General features: G+C 58.0%; 17 protein-coding genes. 2 read left to right on the top strand and 15 right to left on the bottom strand.

Annotated features, from left to right (window positions below; genetic code table 11):
- Together hpaE and hpaG are read right to left on the bottom strand one after the other, a co-directional pair.
- Positions 1-1,467: a 5-carboxymethyl-2-hydroxymuconate semialdehyde dehydrogenase gene (gene hpaE, locus V4835_RS20540; protein ID WP_047367279.1), complete on the bottom strand. Its 1,467-nt coding sequence runs from the start codon at positions 1,465-1,467 to the stop codon at positions 1-3.
- Complete coding sequence (gene hpaG, locus V4835_RS20535; RefSeq protein WP_331413486.1) at positions 1,464-2,741, bottom strand: 4-hydroxyphenylacetate degradation bifunctional isomerase/decarboxylase; 1,278 nt, start codon at positions 2,739-2,741, stop codon at positions 1,464-1,466. The genes hpaE and hpaG overlap by 4 nt, the downstream gene beginning before the upstream one ends.
- 271 nt (positions 2,742-3,012) lie before the next feature.
- Between hpaG and hpaR the strand changes: the two genes are divergently transcribed.
- Both hpaR and tsr read left to right on the top strand, forming a co-directional pair.
- A complete protein-coding gene (gene hpaR / locus V4835_RS20530; protein WP_023334396.1) occupies positions 3,013-3,453 on the top strand; it encodes a homoprotocatechuate degradation operon regulator HpaR in 441 nt (146 codons plus the stop codon).
- 83 nt (positions 3,454-3,536) lie between these two features.
- Positions 3,537-5,201: a methyl-accepting chemotaxis protein gene (gene tsr / locus V4835_RS20525; protein ID WP_063143380.1), complete on the top strand. Its 1,665-nt coding sequence runs from the start codon at positions 3,537-3,539 to the stop codon at positions 5,199-5,201.
- 230 nt (positions 5,202-5,431) lie between these two features.
- Here tsr and V4835_RS20520 read toward each other — a convergent pair whose 3' ends face one another.
- The 13 genes from V4835_RS20520 to dnaT all read right to left on the bottom strand — a co-directional run bounded on the left by V4835_RS20520 (position 5,432) and on the right by dnaT (position 17,543).
- On the bottom strand, positions 5,432-5,938 hold the full coding sequence (locus V4835_RS20520) for a GNAT family N-acetyltransferase (RefSeq protein ID WP_331413484.1): 507 nt from the start codon (positions 5,936-5,938) through the stop codon (positions 5,432-5,434).
- Positions 5,939-5,967: 29 nt separating this feature from the next.
- Entirely contained in the window at positions 5,968-6,441 is a 474-nt protein-coding gene (locus tag V4835_RS20515) for a hypothetical protein (protein WP_032660867.1), read from the bottom strand.
- A gap of 1 nt (position 6,442) precedes the next feature.
- On the bottom strand, positions 6,443-7,183 hold the full coding sequence (locus V4835_RS20510) for a winged helix-turn-helix domain-containing protein (RefSeq protein ID WP_331413483.1): 741 nt from the start codon (positions 7,181-7,183) through the stop codon (positions 6,443-6,445).
- A gap of 126 nt (positions 7,184-7,309) precedes the next feature.
- Positions 7,310-8,266, bottom strand: a complete 957-nt coding sequence (locus tag V4835_RS20505) for a Csu type fimbrial protein (protein WP_331413482.1) — start codon at positions 8,264-8,266, stop codon at positions 7,310-7,312.
- Positions 8,257-10,548: a fimbria/pilus outer membrane usher protein gene (locus V4835_RS20500; RefSeq protein WP_331413481.1), complete on the bottom strand. Its 2,292-nt coding sequence runs from the start codon at positions 10,546-10,548 to the stop codon at positions 8,257-8,259. Before V4835_RS20500 ends, V4835_RS20505 begins: the two co-directional genes overlap by 10 nt.
- Positions 10,469-11,245 carry a fimbrial biogenesis chaperone gene (locus V4835_RS20495; RefSeq protein WP_063143272.1) on the bottom strand — a complete coding sequence of 259 codons (777 nt, stop codon included), beginning with the start codon at positions 11,243-11,245 and terminating at the stop codon, positions 10,469-10,471. The genes V4835_RS20500 and V4835_RS20495 overlap by 80 nt, the downstream gene beginning before the upstream one ends.
- A gap of 2 nt (positions 11,246-11,247) precedes the next feature.
- Positions 11,248-11,745, bottom strand: coding sequence for a Csu type fimbrial protein (locus V4835_RS20490; protein ID WP_331413479.1), 498 nt, complete (start codon positions 11,743-11,745; stop codon positions 11,248-11,250).
- Between the two features lie 32 nt (positions 11,746-11,777).
- On the bottom strand, positions 11,778-12,320 hold the full coding sequence (locus V4835_RS20485; RefSeq protein WP_331413478.1) for a helix-turn-helix transcriptional regulator: 543 nt from the start codon (positions 12,318-12,320) through the stop codon (positions 11,778-11,780).
- Entirely contained in the window at positions 12,317-12,955 is a 639-nt protein-coding gene (locus V4835_RS20480) for an EAL domain-containing protein (protein WP_063143275.1), read from the bottom strand. Before V4835_RS20480 ends, V4835_RS20485 begins: the two co-directional genes overlap by 4 nt.
- 179 nt (positions 12,956-13,134) lie before the next feature.
- The gene (gene opgB / locus V4835_RS20475) at positions 13,135-15,426 is read right to left on the bottom strand and encodes a phosphatidylglycerol--membrane-oligosaccharide glycerophosphotransferase (RefSeq protein WP_331413476.1); all 2,292 of its coding nucleotides are present in this window, start codon (positions 15,424-15,426) and stop codon (positions 13,135-13,137) included.
- Positions 15,427-15,696: 270 nt separating this feature from the next.
- On the bottom strand, positions 15,697-16,179 hold the full coding sequence (locus tag V4835_RS20470; RefSeq protein ID WP_121425077.1) for a DUF2501 domain-containing protein: 483 nt from the start codon (positions 16,177-16,179) through the stop codon (positions 15,697-15,699).
- An 84-nt stretch (positions 16,180-16,263) separates the two neighbouring features.
- Positions 16,264-17,001, bottom strand: coding sequence for a DNA replication protein DnaC (dnaC, locus tag V4835_RS20465; RefSeq protein ID WP_023334409.1), 738 nt, complete (start codon positions 16,999-17,001; stop codon positions 16,264-16,266).
- Complete coding sequence (gene dnaT / locus V4835_RS20460; protein ID WP_063143277.1) at positions 16,998-17,543, bottom strand: primosomal protein DnaT; 546 nt, start codon at positions 17,541-17,543, stop codon at positions 16,998-17,000. The genes dnaC and dnaT overlap by 4 nt, the downstream gene beginning before the upstream one ends.
- Positions 17,544-17,600 lie beyond the last annotated feature (57 nt).

The following is a 17,600-nucleotide window of genomic DNA, read 5'->3' as shown; positions in this document are numbered from 1 at the left end:
TCAGATCCCCCACTTTGGAATCGGATGGTCGCCCATGGAGATGCAGACGTTCTTCATCTCCGCGAACACCTCGAAGCTGTACTCACCGCCCTCGCGGCCGGTGCCTGAGGCCTTCACGCCGCCAAACGGCTGGCGCAGGTCGCGCACGTTCTGGGTGTTCACGAACACCATCCCGGCTTCGATGCTGCGCGCCAGGCGCAGCACTTTGCTGACGTCCTGTGTCCAGATGTACGACGCCAGCCCGTACTCCACGTCATTCGCCAGGCGCAGACCTTCCGCTTCGTCCTTAAACGGCAGCAGGCAGGCCACCGGCCCGAAGATCTCCTCCTGCGCCACGCGCATGCGGTTATCGACGTCCGCCAGCACGGTTGGTCGCAGGAAGTTGCCGCCCTTCAGGTGCGCAGGCAGATCGGTTGGTTTGTCCGGGCCGCCCGCCAGCAGGGTTGCGCCTTCTTCAATGCCGAGACGGATGTAGCCGGAAACCTTCTCCCAGTGCTGTTGGCTGATGAGCGCGCCAATCTGGGTGTTCGGATCGGTCGGGTCGCCCACGCGCAGGCGGTTGGCGCGCTCGGCAAAGCGCTTCACGAATTCCGGGTAGATGCTCTGCTGGATAAAGATGCGCGAGCCCGCGGTGCAGCGCTCGCCGTTGATGGAGAAGATGGTGAACAGGGCGGCGTCCAGCGCGCGCTCGATGTCGGCATCTTCAAAAATCAGCACCGGGGATTTGCCGCCCAGCTCCATGGAGTATTTCTTCAGCCCGGCGTTTTTCATGATGTTGCGCCCGGTGGCGGTGCCGCCGGTGAAGGAGACGGCGCGCACGTCGTGATGGCGCACCAGCGCGTCGCCCGCCGTCGCGCCGTAGCCCTGCACCACGTTCAGCACGCCGGCCGGAATGCCCGCCTCCAGCGCCAGCTCGCCCAGACGGTCAGCGGTCAGCGGGGAGAGTTCAGACATCTTCAGCACCGCGGTGTTCCCGAGTGCCAGGCACGGCGCGACCTTCCAGGTAGCGGTCATGAACGGCACGTTCCACGGCGACACCAGCGCGCAGACGCCCACCGGCTGCACCAGGGTGTAGTTGAGCATCTTGTCGTCGACCGGGTAGGTTTTGCCGTTCATCTGCTGGCACACCTCGGCGAAGAACTCGAAGTTGTGCGAGGCGCGCGGAATGAGCACGTTTTTGGTCTGGTGGATCGGCAGGCCGGTGTCGGCGGTTTCCATGGCGGCGATCTCGGGCACGTTCTGGTCGATGAGATCGCCCAGACGACGCATCAGGCGCGCGCGCTCCTTCATCGGCAGGTTAGCCCACTTCGGGAACGCCTCTTTGGCGGCGGCGACGGCCTGGTGAATTTCAGCTTCACCGCCGGAGGCGACTTCCGCTAATACCTCGCCGGAGGCCGGGTTGGTGGTGTGGAAGTACTCGCTTCCCGCGACGTTTTTACCGTTGATCCAGTGGTTAATCTTTTTCATTTTGCAGTCTCCTCGCTGACAATTCGGTTCACCAGACGTCCCACGCCCTCCACTTCCACCACCACCTCATCGCCCGGCACCACGTCGGACAGCCCTTTCGGCGTGCCGGTGGCAATCATGTCGCCCGGCTGCAGGGTCATAAAATCGCTCAGGTACGCAATCAGGAAAGGAATGCTGAAGATCAGATCTGCCGTGGTGCCTTCCTGGCGCAGCTCGCCGTTGACGAAGGTGCGCAGGGCGAGGTTGTGCGGGTCGGGAATCGCCGATTTCGGCACGATGTGGGGGGAAATGGGCGTCAGCCCGTCGCGGCTTTTTACCCGCAGATTCGGGCGATAGTAGTTTTCCAGGTAGTCGCGGATGGCGTAGTCGTTGCAGACCGTATAGCCCGCAACATAGTCCATCGCCTCGGCTTCGCTGACCTTACGCGCGGTTTTACCGATGACCACCACCAGCTCCGCTTCGTAATGCATGTATTCGATATTGTTCGGGCGCACCGACGTCTGGCTGTCGCCGTTGAAGGTATTCGGCGCTTTGATAAATACCAGCGGCTCGGTGGGCGGCTTGAAGTCCAGCTCGCTGGCGTGATCGGCATAGTTCAGGCCGAGGGCAAACAGCGTGGCGTGCGGCGGCGTGTGGTGCGCGAGAGTGACGTTGCGCTCATCCACCACCGGGTTTTCCAGCGGCGGAAAACCTGCCGCCAGAATACGCACGCGATCGCCCGGGCGGATCTCAACGCGGCTTTGCGGGGTACCGAGCAATATCGCATCGCCGGGATTGAGGGTGGCGAACTCGCTCAGGGCGCTCAGCAGTTCGGCAGCGCTGCGCTGAAGATCGGCCGTGTTCCAGTGGTCCGCTTCGCGGCCGTTGATCTCGGTGATGATGGTCAGGTTATCCACGCTATCAACGGCGACCAGTTCGCCGAGCGGGCAAAATCCGTCCCGGCATTTGGCCTTGATGGCCGGGCGGTAGAAGCTCTCTTCCGGCAGGCTCACTTCGTTGGCCAGCGCGTATCCGGCGATGTAGTCCGCCGCGTTTTCTGCGCTGACTTTGCTGGCTTTTTTGCCGACGACCAGCGCCACCGTCGCACCGCTCAGCACCGTTTCCCCCTGCGGGAAGGGGATCGGCTCGCCCGCTCGAATCACCGTGTTATGCGGCTTGATAAACCACACCGCTGTTTTCGGCGGCGTGCTGTAGGGGGCTTTTTCAAACGCCTCACGCCAGGCTTCACGCTGGCTTTGATGGTTGAGGGCGACGGCAAAAACGGTACCTTTCATTCACATACTCCTCACCCCGGCGGTCCGGGTTGCGATTTCATTAATATGTTAATGATATGGTTTTATGCTTTTGCTGTTTATTTCGCAATCAGAAGTGAAAAATTTGTGATATGAATAACAATAAATTTACATTATTGGTTTTATTTATAGGTAAATCATCGTGTTAATGAAATTGACTGATTTCTGTTAGACTTTTTGACGGAAAACATGTTGTTTATAAAAGCATCTTTTTGTGATTGTTTACTTGTTAATGATGTGAAGGGGAGAGGCTATGCATGATTCATTAACCATCGCGCTGCTGCAGGCGCGGGAAGCGGCGATGTCGTACTTCCGTCCGATTGTGAAGCGCCATAATCTGACCGAGCAGCAGTGGCGCATTGTGCGGGTGCTGGCTGAACATCCGTCGATGGATTTTCACGATCTGGCGTTTCGCACCTGCATTTTGCGCCCGAGCCTGACCGGCATCCTGACGCGCATGGAGCGCGACGGCCTGGTGCTGCGCTTAAAGCCGGTGAACGACCAGCGCAAGCTGTACGTGTCGCTGACTAAAGAGGGGAATGCGCTGTATGAACACGCCCAGGCGCAGGTCGAAGAGGCGTATCAGCAAATTGAGGCGGAATACACGCCGGAGAAGATGAAACAGCTGACGGCGCTGCTGGAAGAGTTTATTGAACTCGGAAACCGGCATAACGCAGCGCGGGAAGAAGAGTAAAAACCACAAATTCCAGGATGATTTTCGTAAAGTTTTCCCTTTCCAGGCCGAAAATTCTGTATCTGTCTGAGGAAAGAGAAAACATGTTAAACCGTATCAAGATTGTCACCAGCTTAATGCTGGTTTTAGCGATATTTGGCCTTTTACAACTCACATCCGGTGGTCTTTTCTTTAATGCCCTTAAGAATGACAAAGAGAATTTCACCGTCCTGCAAACTATTCGCCAGCAACAATCCACGCTGAACGCCAGCTGGGTCGCGTTGCTGCAAACCCGTAACACCCTGAACCGTGCGGGTATCCGCTACATGATGGATCAGAGCAATATCGGCAGCGGCGCGACCGTTAACGATTTGATGCAAATCGCGTCTACGTCTCTGAAACAGGCGGAAAAGAACTGGGCTGCCTACGAAGCCCTGCCGCGCGATCCGCGTCAAAGCGATGCGGATGCCATGGAGATCAAGCGTAACTATGATATTTACCACGGCGCGCTGGCGGAGCTGATTCAGCTGCTGGGGGCAGGCAAAATCAACGCCTTCTTCGACCAGCCGACCCAGAGCTATCAGGACGGTTTTGAGAAGCAGTACGTGAGCTACCTGCAGCAGAACGACAAGCTGTACGAAACGGCGGTCAAAGACAGTAACAGCTCTTACAGTCAGGCTATCTGGGTGCTGATCAGCGTCCTGATTGCCGTGCTGGTGGTGATCGTGGCCGTCTGGCTCAACATCAAGCAGACGCTGATCTCTCCGCTGAATCGTCTGATCGACAACATTCGTCATATCGCCAGCGGCGACCTGGTGAAGCGCATTGAGGTTCAGGGCACCAACGAGATGGGTGAACTGGCCGACTCGCTGCGTCATATGCAGGGTGAGCTGGTGCGTACCGTTGGCGACGTGCGTAACGGCGCCAACGCGATCTACAGCGGCGCGAGCGAAATTGCGATGGGCAATAACGACCTCTCCTCCCGTACTGAACAGCAGGCCGCTTCCCTGGAAGAGACCGCGGCCAGCATGGAGCAGCTGACGGCGACCGTTAAGCAGAACGCCGAAAACGCCCGTCAGGCGAGCCATCTTGCGCTGAGCGCCTCTGAAACCGCGCAGAAAGGCGGCAAAGTGGTGGATAACGTGGTGCAGACCATGCGCGATATCGCGGGCAGTTCGCAGAAAATTGCCGACATTATCAGCGTGATCGACGGCATTGCTTTCCAGACCAACATTCTGGCACTGAACGCGGCGGTAGAAGCGGCGCGTGCGGGCGAGCAGGGCCGTGGGTTTGCGGTGGTGGCAGGTGAAGTGCGTAACCTGGCCCAGCGCAGCGCCCAGGCGGCTCGTGAGATCAAGAGCCTGATTGAAGACTCCGTGGGCCGCGTAGAAGTGGGCTCGACGCTGGTAGAAAGCGCCGGTGAAACCATGGGTGAGATCGTGAGCGCGGTGACCCGCGTAACGGACATCATGGGTGAAATCGCCTCTGCGTCTGACGAGCAGAGCCGCGGTATCGACCAGGTGGGTCTGGCGGTAGCGGAGATGGATCGCGTGACCCAGCAGAACGCCTCGCTGGTTGAGGAATCTGCCGCAGCGGCGGCCGCGCTGGAAGAGCAGGCGAGCCGTCTGACGCAGGCCGTGGCGGTGTTCCGCATTCAGCAGGAGCAGATGAAAGCGCGCGAACTCGCTGCGGCTAAAGCGGTTTCCACGCCGGTGATGGCGCGTAAAACCGCGACGGCCGATTCAGGCGATAACTGGGAAACGTTCTAACTCTGCGCGTTGTGCCGGGTGGCGGCTGCGCCTTACCCGGCCTACGGTTCGTGGTTTTTGCCGGGTGGCGGCTTCGCCTTACCCGGCCTACGGTTCGTTGTTTTTGCCGGGTGGCGGGTGCGCCTTACCCGGCCTACGGTTCGTGGTTTTTGCCGGGTGGCGGCTGCGCCTTACCCGGCCTACGGTTCAGGGTTTTGTAGGCCCGGTAAGCGAAGCGCCACCGGGCGATATCAAAGCGGCAGACGCATGGCGCAGCGGGAGTTATACGCTAAGCCGTGCGCTGCTTCTTCTTCACGTTTTTCACGCAGTTCAGGCGTGAGTTCAGTAACGTATTCAAACCCCAGCTTTGCATAGAAAGGCGCATTCCACACGACGTCCCGAAACGTCGTCAACGTTAGCGACGCCAGCCCCAGCCCGCGGGCATGGTCAGCCGCACGGGCGATGAGCTGCCGACCCATTCCGTTTCCCTGCCAGTCCAGATCGACCGAAAGCTCCACGATAAACAGCGACGAAGAATGTGCTTCGGTGAGGATAAACCCTGCGGGGCGGTCGTTCACCAGCGCCAGCCAGCTTAGCCCACGTTCGGCATACTCAAGATGCTGCTCAGCGGAAATGACCTCACCGTCGGCAAGCCAGGCGAATTCGGGGTCTTCACGAAATCGCTGACCCGCCGCGCGTTCAATGGCGGGCAGGGCAGTAACGTCGTTAGGGGTAGTGGGGCGAATATGAATGTGCATGGCGGCAAGTATAGCCTGACCCGTCGACATTATTCCGAGCAGACCAGCACCGGCGAGTAAAAATTGCTGATCACCAGCGCGTCTTCCGGCGTGCGCTCAATCGTCAGCAGCCTTTTATTGCCCAGCGTCAGGCCCGCGACGTACTTCTCAAAGACCCCGGGCGGCATGGCATCGTGGCTAAAACGCTCCACTTTTTGAATGACAATTTCATACAGTTCGCCCTCCACGTGACGCCATTTAAACATCTCCTGGCGGGAAACCTCCCAGCTGCGCGGCGCATTCACCACGCTGCCGTTTAGCGTGATGTATCCCGTTTTGTCGGGATGAAAACGCATAATGATCTCGCCGTCAAAGGTGAAATCGTGGCTGTCGCGCCTGTCGGAGAAGGTCAGGTTTCCATCGCAGGCCACCGAGAGCGGGGGCGTGTGGAAGTACCAGGCCAGCGCGGCGCCCAGCAGCAGCAGGTTCAGGATCAGAATTAGCCAAACTTTTTTGTGTCTCATATCACCACTCGTAATAGTAAAGCGTACGACAGGCGCTGGCTTTACCCCGCGTGAGAGAACATTGGGAGAGTACCAGCCGCCCTTCGTGGCCGTAGAAAAGCGTTCTCTGAATGTGCATGTAGAAGATGGAATTTTTCAGGCACGGAAGATGGCCGTCCTGCTGAAGCGTCTGCGCCAGCCCAATCGCCTTCTCATGGAACACGTCCGCCAGCGGCGTAAAGGTGTAGACCGGACAGGTGCCGATATGCGTCAGCAGGTGGATCTCCCTCTGCGCGTTTTCTGGCTTGATGAGCGCGATCCAGATGCATAGCGCAACGACGACCAGCGTGAGTGCGCCGCAGAACAGCCATTCCGGGCGAACGCGCCATGCAGGTTTCGCCGTTTCGGCGGTCGCTGGGGCCTCCTCAAGCGGGGTGACCGTGACGTCTGCGCTGAGCATAAAGCCTGTTTTCGGTACGGTAACGATAAACAGCTCGTCGGGAAGCAGGGTCGCCAGCATCTTGCGCAGAATGCTGATGTACTGGTTTAAGGAGTTGTTAGACCCCTGGAGCCCTCGCCGATCCCAGACTTCCTGGAGAAAGGTTTCCCGTTCGATCACGTTCCCATGATGCTGAACCAGCAGCCTCAGGATGGTATTGGCCGTACAGGTGAGGATCTGCGCATCCTCATCCGGCGCATTAATAAGAGAAACAGAACCGTCCTCGTCGTTATAGACGATGGCGTCAGCAAGCAGGTATTTCATAAGTTGTTGTAATACAGACAGAGATAACAAATAAAAAGAGAAGGTTTACGCCTTCCGGGCAGCACTGCTGGCTATTTTAACGCCACTGTTACCGATAACATTGATCCAGACAGGATTTCGGGTGGTTTAATAAGTCAGCGTGATAATCACGTCATCAATAAATTCCCCGGTACCGGTTAGCGGCTGCGCCGGGACCTCGCCGTAAACCGTGAAGTTCTGGGTGCCGCCAGCGGGATTGGTGACCTGCAGCGCATCGCCGCTGCTTTGATCCCCCCAGCGTTGCGTGGCCGCCTCATCCTGCCAGAGCCCGTAGCGCAGGCACTGGCCCTCGTTGTTGCAGAGCTGTCGCTGATTACCGCTGGCATGGTTGCCTTTGCCCATGGCAAGGGTGAACGCGGTTCCGGACGGACAGCGCGTGGTGAGGGTGGCGGAGGATCGCGTCGGGCGCAGGGTCGCGGTGCTGGTCAGGGTGCCGAAGTTGAGCGGTGTCACGCGCTCGATGTAGCATCCCTGGCTGATTTCGGCCTGCGCGTTGGTGCCGCCCTGCACCTGCTCCCCCTCTGCGGAACCGTCCGAGCAGTTTTGCAGCGCATCCTGACGCATGGCGCTGTGCCAGGCGATGCGCAGATTCATGTTGTAGTTGTAATAGTGGTATGCCGGAAGCTGGCTTTGCCCTGCCGGAATGGTAGCGATAAGCGGAAAGGTACCGCTGACGTTGGCATTGCTTTCCGCGGCCAGGGTCTGCTGAATCAGGTTCCCGCTGCTGGCAGGCCCCAGCTCCTGAGCGCGCGCAGCGCCGTTAAGCAGGCGGAAGAGGAGGGTGTACTGTTTCCCCTCCTGGTCCCCCGGCGAGATCATCTCAAAGGGCGGGGCGTCTACGCTGCTCAGGCAGACGTTGATATATTCCGTCCTGCCCTCGTTGTCGGCCTGGCAGCTAAATTTTACCTCGGTGTTGACGGAGGTGGTATTGCCCGCCACGACGTTGCCAAAGTTAATGGCGGGCGTGGAGGTTATCCAACAGGCTGCCGCCATCGCCTTCACGGACAGGACGAGCAGCAATAATAACGGCGTTCTTAATGACACAGTTGTTCTCCGATATTCTGTATAGATGACGCGGTACGCGGCGCCGGAAGCGTGACCCGGCACTCTCCCTCACCGGCCTTCACCACCAGTTCACCCGGCAGGGGCGGATCTTCAAGCCAGATAAAACCGTCGCGTCCCACGATGGTGGCACCCTGCGGCGTTGACACGACGCTGCCCAGCGGGAGCGGCCTGCGGTGGCTGTCGACCAGTCTGGCCTGAACCGTGACGGCGTGATGGACGTTAAAATCGACTTTGACCGCGCTGCTGTTGCCCGGTCTGGCATGCATGTCGGTGACGGGAGCAATCACATCGGCAGGCAGATCGAGCGGGTCAATGCTGACTTTGCTGTTGTGGTAACGCGGCAGGTCGGTCAGCAGGAGATACCCGTCCTCATCCGTTTCACCGGCCGGGCGGTTTTCCAGCATCACCGGTACGTGCCCGATACCGCGCGTTGAGACCAGTGCCAGGCCCTGCTCGCTGTAGCGCAGGGCGTGCAGGCTATTATCCAGCAGCGTCAGGCTGCCTTCGGCTGAGGCATACTGATTGCCCACGTTAGCGCCTTGCTCCAGCCCCACATGCCACTCTCCGGCGTGACCCAGATAGCCCACGTCAGCATACTTTTCCCGGCGTTCGCCAACGCTTTGCCCCAGCTGCCATGACCAGCCGCCGGTCTGGTCGTCGGGCTGATGGCGATAGTCCATGCGCGGGGAGTCCTGGCTGGCCTGGAGTGAGAGGGTGTCCTGGCGGCCCAGCGGCAGAGAGAGCATAAGCTGAACGTTGCTCGACGCGTCCGTAAACGAGCGGGTATAGCTCAGCGTGGCGGAGAGATGCGCCGGTAAAAAAACGGACCAGGAGGCATTGAGATAGCGTTGTTTGTTACCCTGAATTTCTTGTTGTACCCAGCCCACGCCTGGCGTACCGACGCGGGAGAATGAATGGCTTAGCCACACGCTATCGCTGCGCCTGACGGGCACGGCACCGCTCATGCGGGCATTATCGGCGAAAGCGGCATCGGTACGGACAGTGCTGGCAGAAATGCCCGTCCCGCCGCCGTTCCACTGCCAGCCAAGGCCCCACTGCATTCCCTGACCGTAGGGGCTGTCGCTCGCCGCGACGTGCTGGCTGATAATGCCTGCGTCGGGGGATATCAACCAGTCAACGCCTGTCCCGAGATTACGCAGTTTGCGCTGCTGCTCCGTATGCAGCGCCAGCGTCAGGTGGTTATTGACCCCATAGCGCCAGCCGGCGTCGAGCATCGGCGACGCGGCATAGTCGTCGGAACGCTGGGCGTAGTTTTGCCGCATCCAGCCGATATCCAGCGAGCCGCTGCTGAGCCCTTCGGCCAGCATTCCCGGTGCGCCGTACACGTCGAGCTGTACGGTGCGACGCTGGCCGTTGATGTCGGTAATGACAACCTGCGCCTGCCCGCTCCCGGTGAAGGCCGGCAGAGTATCCAGCGTAAACGCCCCCGGCGTCACGCGCTGGCTGCTCTGCTTAAGGCCGTCGATATACAAATCGACCGTGGAAGGCAGCACGGCCGTGTCGCTGTAGCGGCTGCGCGGTTCAGTATTGAGCTGCGGATCGAGCTCAAAATTACGCGCCCAGTGCAGCCCGCCAAAGCGCACCTGCCGGCTCCAGCGGGTGCCGGTGGTGATGCTGTCGCCCAGCGCCAGAGTGGTCAGCGAATCGGTGTTGTCCCTCTGCCAGCGGGTTTCGAGACGCGTGTGGGCAGGTCGACCGGCGCTGTTTTCCTCTCCGGCATGGCTTGAAAAACTGCTGCTGAACGTTCCGGGCAGCACCCCAGATGCGGTCAGCTGGGTCTGGGCATTCAGCTGGCGTTTACCCTGTGCATCGCTGGCGTAGAGGGCGTAGCCGAGCGTAAACGCGCTGATGGGCTGGGCCTCAGGATAGGCGTACTGCGGGGACGATTTTTCGAACGTCAGATGCTGCTGGCCCTCGAGCGCCTCTGCCTCGGCCATAATCGACACCTGCTGGGCAAGCAGGTCGATATCAACCTTCAGGCCCGGCAGGGCCGTCAGGTTTACCCATCCGCCGCGATCGTCCGGGGCGCGGAGCCCCAGTTTTTTGATGTCGCTGTCGCTAATCCACAGCGCATCGTCCACCACCCGACAGGCCCACAGATCCCCTCGCGGGGCGTGATTCACGGTGATGGCAAGCCATTGTACGGTGTCGGCGGTACCTTCAGTGCGGGCTGACAGCATCAGCGGTAGCCAAAGCAGGAGCGCGAGAAGCGAGCGGGCGCAGGGGTATCTGGCTGGCATGGTGGTCATCGTTGAGGTAGACGCGTAACGCGCTGAGCGTATGGCGTGACGCTTGCTTAAGTTTCACAAGAGCGGTCTGTCCCGGCAGTACATAGCCCGCCAGTCCTTTAATCGAGCCCGCAACCTGCCCACTGGCCGTCAGGGCCTCAAGATGGCTGAGGCGAATATGACTTTTTCCGGCGTTATAGCAGCGGATTGTCGCCGGGCTGTCCGCCTGTTCACAGCTCAGGGCATCGTGGTCGACGGGGGTATTCTGGGTTCCGGCAATGAATACCGGAATCGAATAGCGCAGCAGGAAGTGCACCGCCGTGGGATTGGCGGTACGGGACGTGGCGTCCGGCAGTTCGTCGATGACCAGCCGGTAACTTTGCTCCTGTGCACGGATGCCAGGCTGCATGACGATAATGCGCACCAGCTGCTGCTGGCCCGGCGCCAGCGCGGTCATCGCCGGGCTGCTGACGACCTCATTGGTGGCGACTAAGACATCCTGACCGTTTTTCTGGGTCCATTCGTACACCCGAATTTGCGCATGAATGGCCGCTTTTCCACTGTTGGTGAGGGTGACCGCCGTCGCTCTTTGACCGCTTTGCAGATCGAGCGTGACGGGCGCCACCTGCAGCGTGGCGGCCAGCGCGTAGCGGGACAGCAGCGTTAGCATCATGAGCCACAGAATGAGGCAGGGAAGATAACGACGCACGATCAGTACACCAGGTTTAAGGTGATGTCGTCGCTGTAGGCTCCTGCCTGTGCGGTCGTCAGGGCGCCTGCGTCAATCACGCCAAAGAGCGTCTCTTTCTGCTCCTGACCGTTGCCGGTGTCGGTTAGCCCATCGGTGCTGGTGATTTGGGTCTGTTTGCCTTCGTCAGCAAAGAGTTTCCAGGCAATCTTCTGTGCGCCCGTTTCGCCGTTTTCCGGCTTCAGCCAGAAGGTGCCGTTCTCGCTGCTGTCGCTGCTGGTGGCGGAGAGAGTGAACGGGGTCCCGTTGGTACAGACGATATCGACCTGCGTGCTGGCCTGGATTTCACTCGATTCATCCGAGCCGTGGCGCGCGAAATTGAGGTCGTTGGCTTTGAGGGTGCATGACTTCACGACCTCAAGTGAGACGTGCATCGTCGCGCTTGCGGTACTGTCTGCGGCGATCGCGGCGGCAGGAAGCAGGAGAGCGGAACAACATACAGCAGTGGTGATAATTTTCATGATCTTATTTCCTGACGTGAGTAACAGTGCAATTACAAAGAGAATGACTGAGCGTCCAGCAGGCAGAGTTTTCGATGGAATTCCGCCAGGCTGTGACAGCAAAATTTGTTCATCGCGTTACGCTTGTGGGTGTAGATCGTTTTAGGTGACTTATTGAGAATTTTTGCGATGCGAACCGGGCTGAATCCTTTATGTAACAGCATGCAAACCCGCATCTCCTGATACGAGAGCGTGGCGGCGTTTTCAAAGGAAAATGTCGTGTCGCTAAAACAGTGGCTCAGCTGCGCAAGAGACAGGTTGTCCGCGACCACTCTGACCCGCTCGCTGTGCAGCCAGGCGTTTATGTCGCTGACCCAGGCCGCATCGGTAAAAATCAGCCAGTTCTGTGCGGCGGGCGTGCCGAGCAGCCGTTCCCGCAGGCGGGTAAGCCCGTGCGGATCAACGCTGTTGATCCAATACATCTCAGGACAGGGTGTCACGGCCGCCGAAATCATCGAATGGAGGCCAAGCCATAAAAAAGCATTGTCGCTCAGAACGATGACCTGATAGCCAGCATTAGGAATGAAGGGCGTCATTTTTTGCCCCACAGATAGCCCTGGCCGTAGTCGGCCACGCTGGCGCGGGCCAGCGCGAAATCCCCTGCGGTTTCGATGCCTTCTATCAGCACCTTGCTGGCGACGCGCTTGCACTGGCGGGTGAGATGCAGGAACTTCGCCTGCTCGGTGCGTCCGCTCCAGAAGGTATGTTTATCAATTTTGACGCCGCAGAAGCGGATCTGGCTGGTCATAAGATCGGGAAGAATGTCTTCGCAGACATCGTCAGCCCACACTTCGATCCCCCACTGATGGAGCGTTGAGATGCATCTCCGCAGAGCCCGGCTTTGCGTGTCGTCGAGCTGTACCAGCGTATGGAGGTCGGTGACCTCGATAGCAAGCCTCTCCGGGCAGGGGGTCTCTGCTTTTAGCCTGTCGAGGAAGTCCGTTTCCAGCAGCAAATCCGACGTTGCGTTGAGATAATACTTGTCGCCCTCCTCGCAAAACATGGCATGACGAAGCTGCGCAAAGAAGTGCGCCTTACGCTGCGTCGAGGGCATCGAGCCAAAGTAGTCTTCAAGATCGACGTGGGGCTTTGCCGTGGACAATACCTCCCAGGCAATCACATTTTCGCTGCGCAGTGCCCGGATGGATTCGAACTTATAGCCGGTTAGCATGATAAAAGTGCGTAATGCTCCGTGGTGATTCATGGAGCTGCACATGTTATGAATTTGTCTTTTGGCGGGATATTTATAAATTAAAATGGCTTATATAAAGTGTTTTCATCTAATTTATAATGTTTATATAGAATTATTTATTTTCATAAGTGCCCGGCAGAATGCCGGGCAAGCGCGCGTTAGCCTTCTGTACTGACAATTTTGATTTCTACCATGCCAATCCCGATCTCGCGCGGTGAGTGTCCAAGGATATTCCCTTCATTCGTCGACTGCGGGTCTGGCGGCACAATCACCAGCGTATTGCTGCGCGATGGGTTCTCAAAATGCAGCGTGTGCGTGGACATGTCGTTCCCGAGCGTCAGCGTCTGCTCGCGATCGCCCACGCGCACCGGTACGGGCCTGTTAGCATTAGGGCCATACGCTCTGGCGGTGATCACCAAGTCGAATTGTTCCGGCAGCGGGTGGGTGTACTCAATTTTCACCTCGTTGCCCAGCTGCGCGTTTGACCAGCGTCCCCAGGACTCCGGACGCGAGATGCCGCTAAACTGCTTCACCTCTTCCGGCGCGCCAGCCACGTTAAAGATAAAGCTGTCCGCTTTGTAGCGAATATCGTTATCGCTGATTTTCAGCATGTCGATGTTGTGCTGATAGCGCGCGGTATCAATCACCGTATCTTTAAACGCGGTTTTGCCTTTCCACTGGGCTTTATCCACGTGCTGAACGGTTTGCTCCCCGCCAAGCTGGCCCTGAGAGACGCACCAGTCGGTAGAGAGCGCCAGCGTCTGCGACCAGAGCTGGCCCATTTTGTAGCACCGGTCGACCCAGACGAAATTATCGCGTGGCGAAAAATCAGCCAGCTGATAGCGCAGCGGCGCGGAATACTCGCTTTCCGGCAGCGGCTCAACGCGACCCTCCGACACGCGCACCAGCAGCGGCAGACGGAAGTTGCTGCCCGAGAAGGCAATCGTGTTTTTATCCCGATCGACGGTGAAGTCCTTCATCTCTTTCGGGAAGTTCCACAGGCGGATGATGTCTGGCTTCCAGGCGAGGATTTTTTCCTTCATGTTGAGGAACACTTCCGACAGGGATTGCCCCGACAGCGTGCTTCGGCCCAGGCCAATAAAGTTGTCGCCGCCCAGAATGTCCAGCACGGTTGCGCCGTTATCCATGGAGTTGCGTTTGGTGGCAATTACCTCCTGCTGCGGCTGGTCGCCGCGCAGGACGAAGAACAGATTGCTGCGATCCTGCTTGTTGAGCTGATCCCAGGCGCTGTTTTTCATCGCCAGATGGTCAGACGAGACGACGATGACGGTGTTTTTAAACCAGGGCGAGGCTTTGATTTTTTCGACCAGCGCGGCAATGTGCTCCTGGCTGCAGGTAACGGCGCTGAAAGACTTGTTGTTTTTGCCGTCCACATCATAGCTTTTGCGCTTGCAGCTGCGTGAGACGAACCCGTCCGGGTGGTGGGTATCCACCGTCAGCGCAAAGAGGGAGAAGCGCTTGCCCGCGCGGGAAAGCTCCTCGAATTTCTTCCAGGTTTCGTCGAGTACCGTATCGTCATAGAAGCCCCAGTCGTTACGGTAGCTCGGATCGGCAACCGTCGTTTTTAACTCTTCTGAGCCATACAGGTGGTCAAAACCGTGGGATTTCAGGAACACGTCTTTTCCGGCAAAGCGCAGGTTTGCCCCCTGCATAAAATAGTTTTCGTAGCCGGAGTTTTTCAGGATATCGCCGAGGCAAATATTCTGCGGGAAGAACGTCGACATCGAGGCTGAGGCGTTACCTTCAAAAGGCGCGAACAGCGGGATACCGCACTGGGAGGCAACCATCCCGGCAATCGTGTAATCCGTACCGGGCAGCTGCATGGTGTGGCTGAAATCAAGACCTTCATTTTTCAGCGCACCCAGATCTGGCGTCAGGTTCGGGAAGGCATCGTTATCAAAGTACGTGCGTTCCAGGCTTTCACCGTAGATGTAGACCAGGTTGAGCTTCGGGTTAGCGATCGTTTTCGACGGTTCTTTATAGTAAGCCACGAAATCAGGATCGCCGTCGCGCGACTGGGATTTCACCAGCTCGGTGATCTGATGGAACGCCGGGCTGGCGTCGACGGAGGCCAGCGCCAGGAATAACGCCAGCAGGCTGTAGCCATGATGATGAGGATGATGGCGACGTCGACGCAGCACCCAGGCCAGCGCGCCAAAAATCGTCACCAGCGCGACGATAAGGCCGAGCCCCGGAAGAATGTACTTGCCCACACCCGCGCCCGTCAGGCTGTTCGTCAGCGTGTAGAGCACCGCATCGTTAATGCCGTCACCGGTAAAGTAATCGCTGGCGTATAAGGTAATGTTTAAAATAATAAAAATGCCGAGCACCACCAGCGTGGCGATAAACCACCAGGTGTGACGGCCGGCTTTCCAGGCGTAAACGCCGACAGAAGCCAGAAAAAGGATAAGAGACATAAATTCAGACAACAGCATATCCTCATGACGCCAGATGATTCGCTGGCTAACTGTTTATTTTTTGGGTCATACAATGTAATTGCGATGTCGTTAAGCTGCAATTTTAGTGTCACGAAAGTGTGCTGTTGTTAGGATTTGGTTTAGAAAATCGTTTTTATGAAGATGGACACATCCTGACAAACGGACGCTGAGACGGTGGCAGGTGGGAAAAACGCTCGTTTAGCGCCGCGCTGCAAGACTATCGCATTAAACGCGGCGTGTTGTGGCAGAAAATGGGATGGATCAGGAGAGGAAATTAACGCCTTGTTTCAGCACCAGATCGCAGGCTTTGGTTTTCACCTGTTTTGCCAGAGAAGAGTTGCCGAGGGTGCTCAGGTTAAGCTGCTGGCCGTTTTGCGCGTTAAGCAGGCCCTGAATGCCGTCCATATAGTTGGTGTCCGCTTTCTGCTCCTGGGTATCCAGACCCAGTTTACCCAGCACCTGGTTTTTCACGTTTTGCGCGTCGGTCACGGAGGCCAGCTTTTGCTTCGCGCAATATTCCAGAATACCCGCCGCATTGTTCATCGTGCCCGCGCTGAGGCTCTGGGAGCTGTTGCCCAGCAGGCTGGTGAGGGAGGAGGCGGAGAGTCCGCCCTGAGAGCTGCTGCTCTCTTTGGTCAGCTCATTTGCTGCGCTTGACAGGGACTCCTGCCAGGACGCCGCTTGCGCCGCGCCGGTCACCAGCAGCGCGCCTAAAAAGGTGCTGATTAGAATCTGTTTTTTCATCATGGCTCTCTCAAAAAGGTCCGTTTTGGGCCGGAAAGGGTTCCAGTATATACCTGTGCCCGGCCAGCGATTCCTGGAACTGTCTTAATACTCTTTGCCGGTGACGCGGCTGCGGTAACTTTCCCAGTCAAAAATGACGTAAAGACTGTTACCCAGCTTCATGCGGTCCATGACGCGTTCCCCCAGCAGGCGGGTCATCTCGTCGATATTGTGGTTCGTCAGCATGCCGGTGGGGCGTTTGGACGAGGAGCGGCGATCGACAATCTGGTTGATGATCACTTTTTCGTAGCGGGATTCCGTCTGAACGCCAATCTCGTCGATGACCAGCAAATCCACATTGCTCAGATCGTTAAGCAGCTGTTCTTCGCTGGTTTCGCGGTTGCTGAAGGTGTCTTTCATCGCAGACATGATATCGGCCACGGTGATGATAAGAACTGATTTACCCCGCAGAAGCAGCTCGTTGCAGATAGCGGCTGCAAGGTGGTTTTTTCCGGTGCCCGGCTTGCCGCTAAAGATAAAGCTGGCGATATTGCCGTCGAATTCATCCACGTACTGACGGGCGGCGGCCAGGGCGTTCATCTGTCCGTTGGTTTCGACTTTATAGTTATCGAACGAGCAGTTCTGGTGCAGGGGACGGATACCGGAGCGGTTAAAGGTGCGCTGCATTTTCATCGCCCGGTTTTCCCTGGCGAGCGCGGCAGCGCGGATTTCACCTTGCTCTTTTTGCCACGCCAGCAGCTCTTCACCCGTGGTGAAAGCGGGCTTCACGTTGGCAGGCATCATTTTTTGCAGACGTTTCATCAGGTCGCCGACATTCTTCATTTCGCACCTCGGAATCCGCTGGGGATCTGTTTATCCGGTTCTGAAAACGCGTTGATATCGCGTTTGGGCTGGCCGTTGTTGCCGGCGCGGGTAATTTGAAGATGACGCGCAAGCTTTTGCTGCCACTGAATGTGGGTAAAGACTTTACCTTCCGCCTGCCACCAGGCGGTAAACGCGGCAAGCTCTTCCGCGGTGGCCGGTTGGGTTAACGCAATGCCCCACAGCGCCGCCTGCCGCTGAAAATCCGCATCCGGCTGCCAGCCCGCGTACAGGGCAAATTTTCCCATCGGAACGGTGACGGGAACGTTGACCGGCTCATCAAAGAACTGGTTGTCCAGCGCGACATCGCTCGCCGGGCGTGACAATTGCGCTTCGATCTCCAGAAGCTGTGCCAGACGTTCCGGCGTGATTGCGTAAAACGCCGGCGCGTTGTCGGCAAAAACCGCAACCGTGCCGCCTTCGGCGTGGGTCAACACACCGCGTGGGTCGCGCATAAAGGCATCAATGCCAGCAATGCTGGTGGTCAGAATTCTGGAGGACATAACGCTTACTCTACTGATTACTACGGGCGTGATATGGGCTTATGGTAGCACAGAGAG

The organism is Enterobacter cloacae complex sp. CARB60 (assembly GCF_036487345.1).
In the GTDB taxonomy this organism is placed as follows: domain Bacteria; phylum Pseudomonadota; class Gammaproteobacteria; order Enterobacterales; family Enterobacteriaceae; genus Enterobacter; species Enterobacter asburiae_D.
Note: the sequence above shows the minus strand (reverse complement) of the source record. Positions and strands in the feature narration are given on the sequence as shown.

Excerpts from the sequence above, each read along its gene's own strand:
- hpaE (WP_047367279.1), bottom strand. The coding sequence starts at position 1,467 with ATGAAAAAGATTAACCACTGGATCAACGGTAAAAACGTCGCGGGAAGC.
- hpaG (WP_331413486.1), bottom strand. The coding sequence starts at position 2,741 with ATGAAAGGTACCGTTTTTGCCGTCGCCCTCAACCATCAAAGCCAGCGT.
- hpaR (WP_023334396.1), top strand. The coding sequence starts at position 3,013 with ATGCATGATTCATTAACCATCGCGCTGCTGCAGGCGCGGGAAGCGGCG.
- tsr (WP_063143380.1), top strand. The coding sequence starts at position 3,537 with ATGTTAAACCGTATCAAGATTGTCACCAGCTTAATGCTGGTTTTAGCG.
- V4835_RS20520 (WP_331413484.1), bottom strand. The coding sequence starts at position 5,938 with ATGCACATTCATATTCGCCCCACTACCCCTAACGACGTTACTGCCCTG.
- V4835_RS20515 (WP_032660867.1), bottom strand. The coding sequence starts at position 6,441 with ATGAGACACAAAAAAGTTTGGCTAATTCTGATCCTGAACCTGCTGCTG.
- V4835_RS20510 (WP_331413483.1), bottom strand. The coding sequence starts at position 7,183 with ATGAAATACCTGCTTGCTGACGCCATCGTCTATAACGACGAGGACGGT.
- V4835_RS20500 (WP_331413481.1), bottom strand. The coding sequence starts at position 10,548 with ATGCCAGCCAGATACCCCTGCGCCCGCTCGCTTCTCGCGCTCCTGCTT.
- V4835_RS20490 (WP_331413479.1), bottom strand. The coding sequence starts at position 11,745 with ATGAAAATTATCACCACTGCTGTATGTTGTTCCGCTCTCCTGCTTCCT.
- V4835_RS20485 (WP_331413478.1), bottom strand. The coding sequence starts at position 12,320 with ATGACGCCCTTCATTCCTAATGCTGGCTATCAGGTCATCGTTCTGAGC.
- V4835_RS20480 (WP_063143275.1), bottom strand. The coding sequence starts at position 12,955 with ATGCTAACCGGCTATAAGTTCGAATCCATCCGGGCACTGCGCAGCGAA.
- V4835_RS20470 (WP_121425077.1), bottom strand. The coding sequence starts at position 16,179 with ATGAAAAAACAGATTCTAATCAGCACCTTTTTAGGCGCGCTGCTGGTG.
- dnaC (WP_023334409.1), bottom strand. The coding sequence starts at position 17,001 with ATGAAGAATGTCGGCGACCTGATGAAACGTCTGCAAAAAATGATGCCT.
- dnaT (WP_063143277.1), bottom strand. The coding sequence starts at position 17,543 with ATGTCCTCCAGAATTCTGACCACCAGCATTGCTGGCATTGATGCCTTT.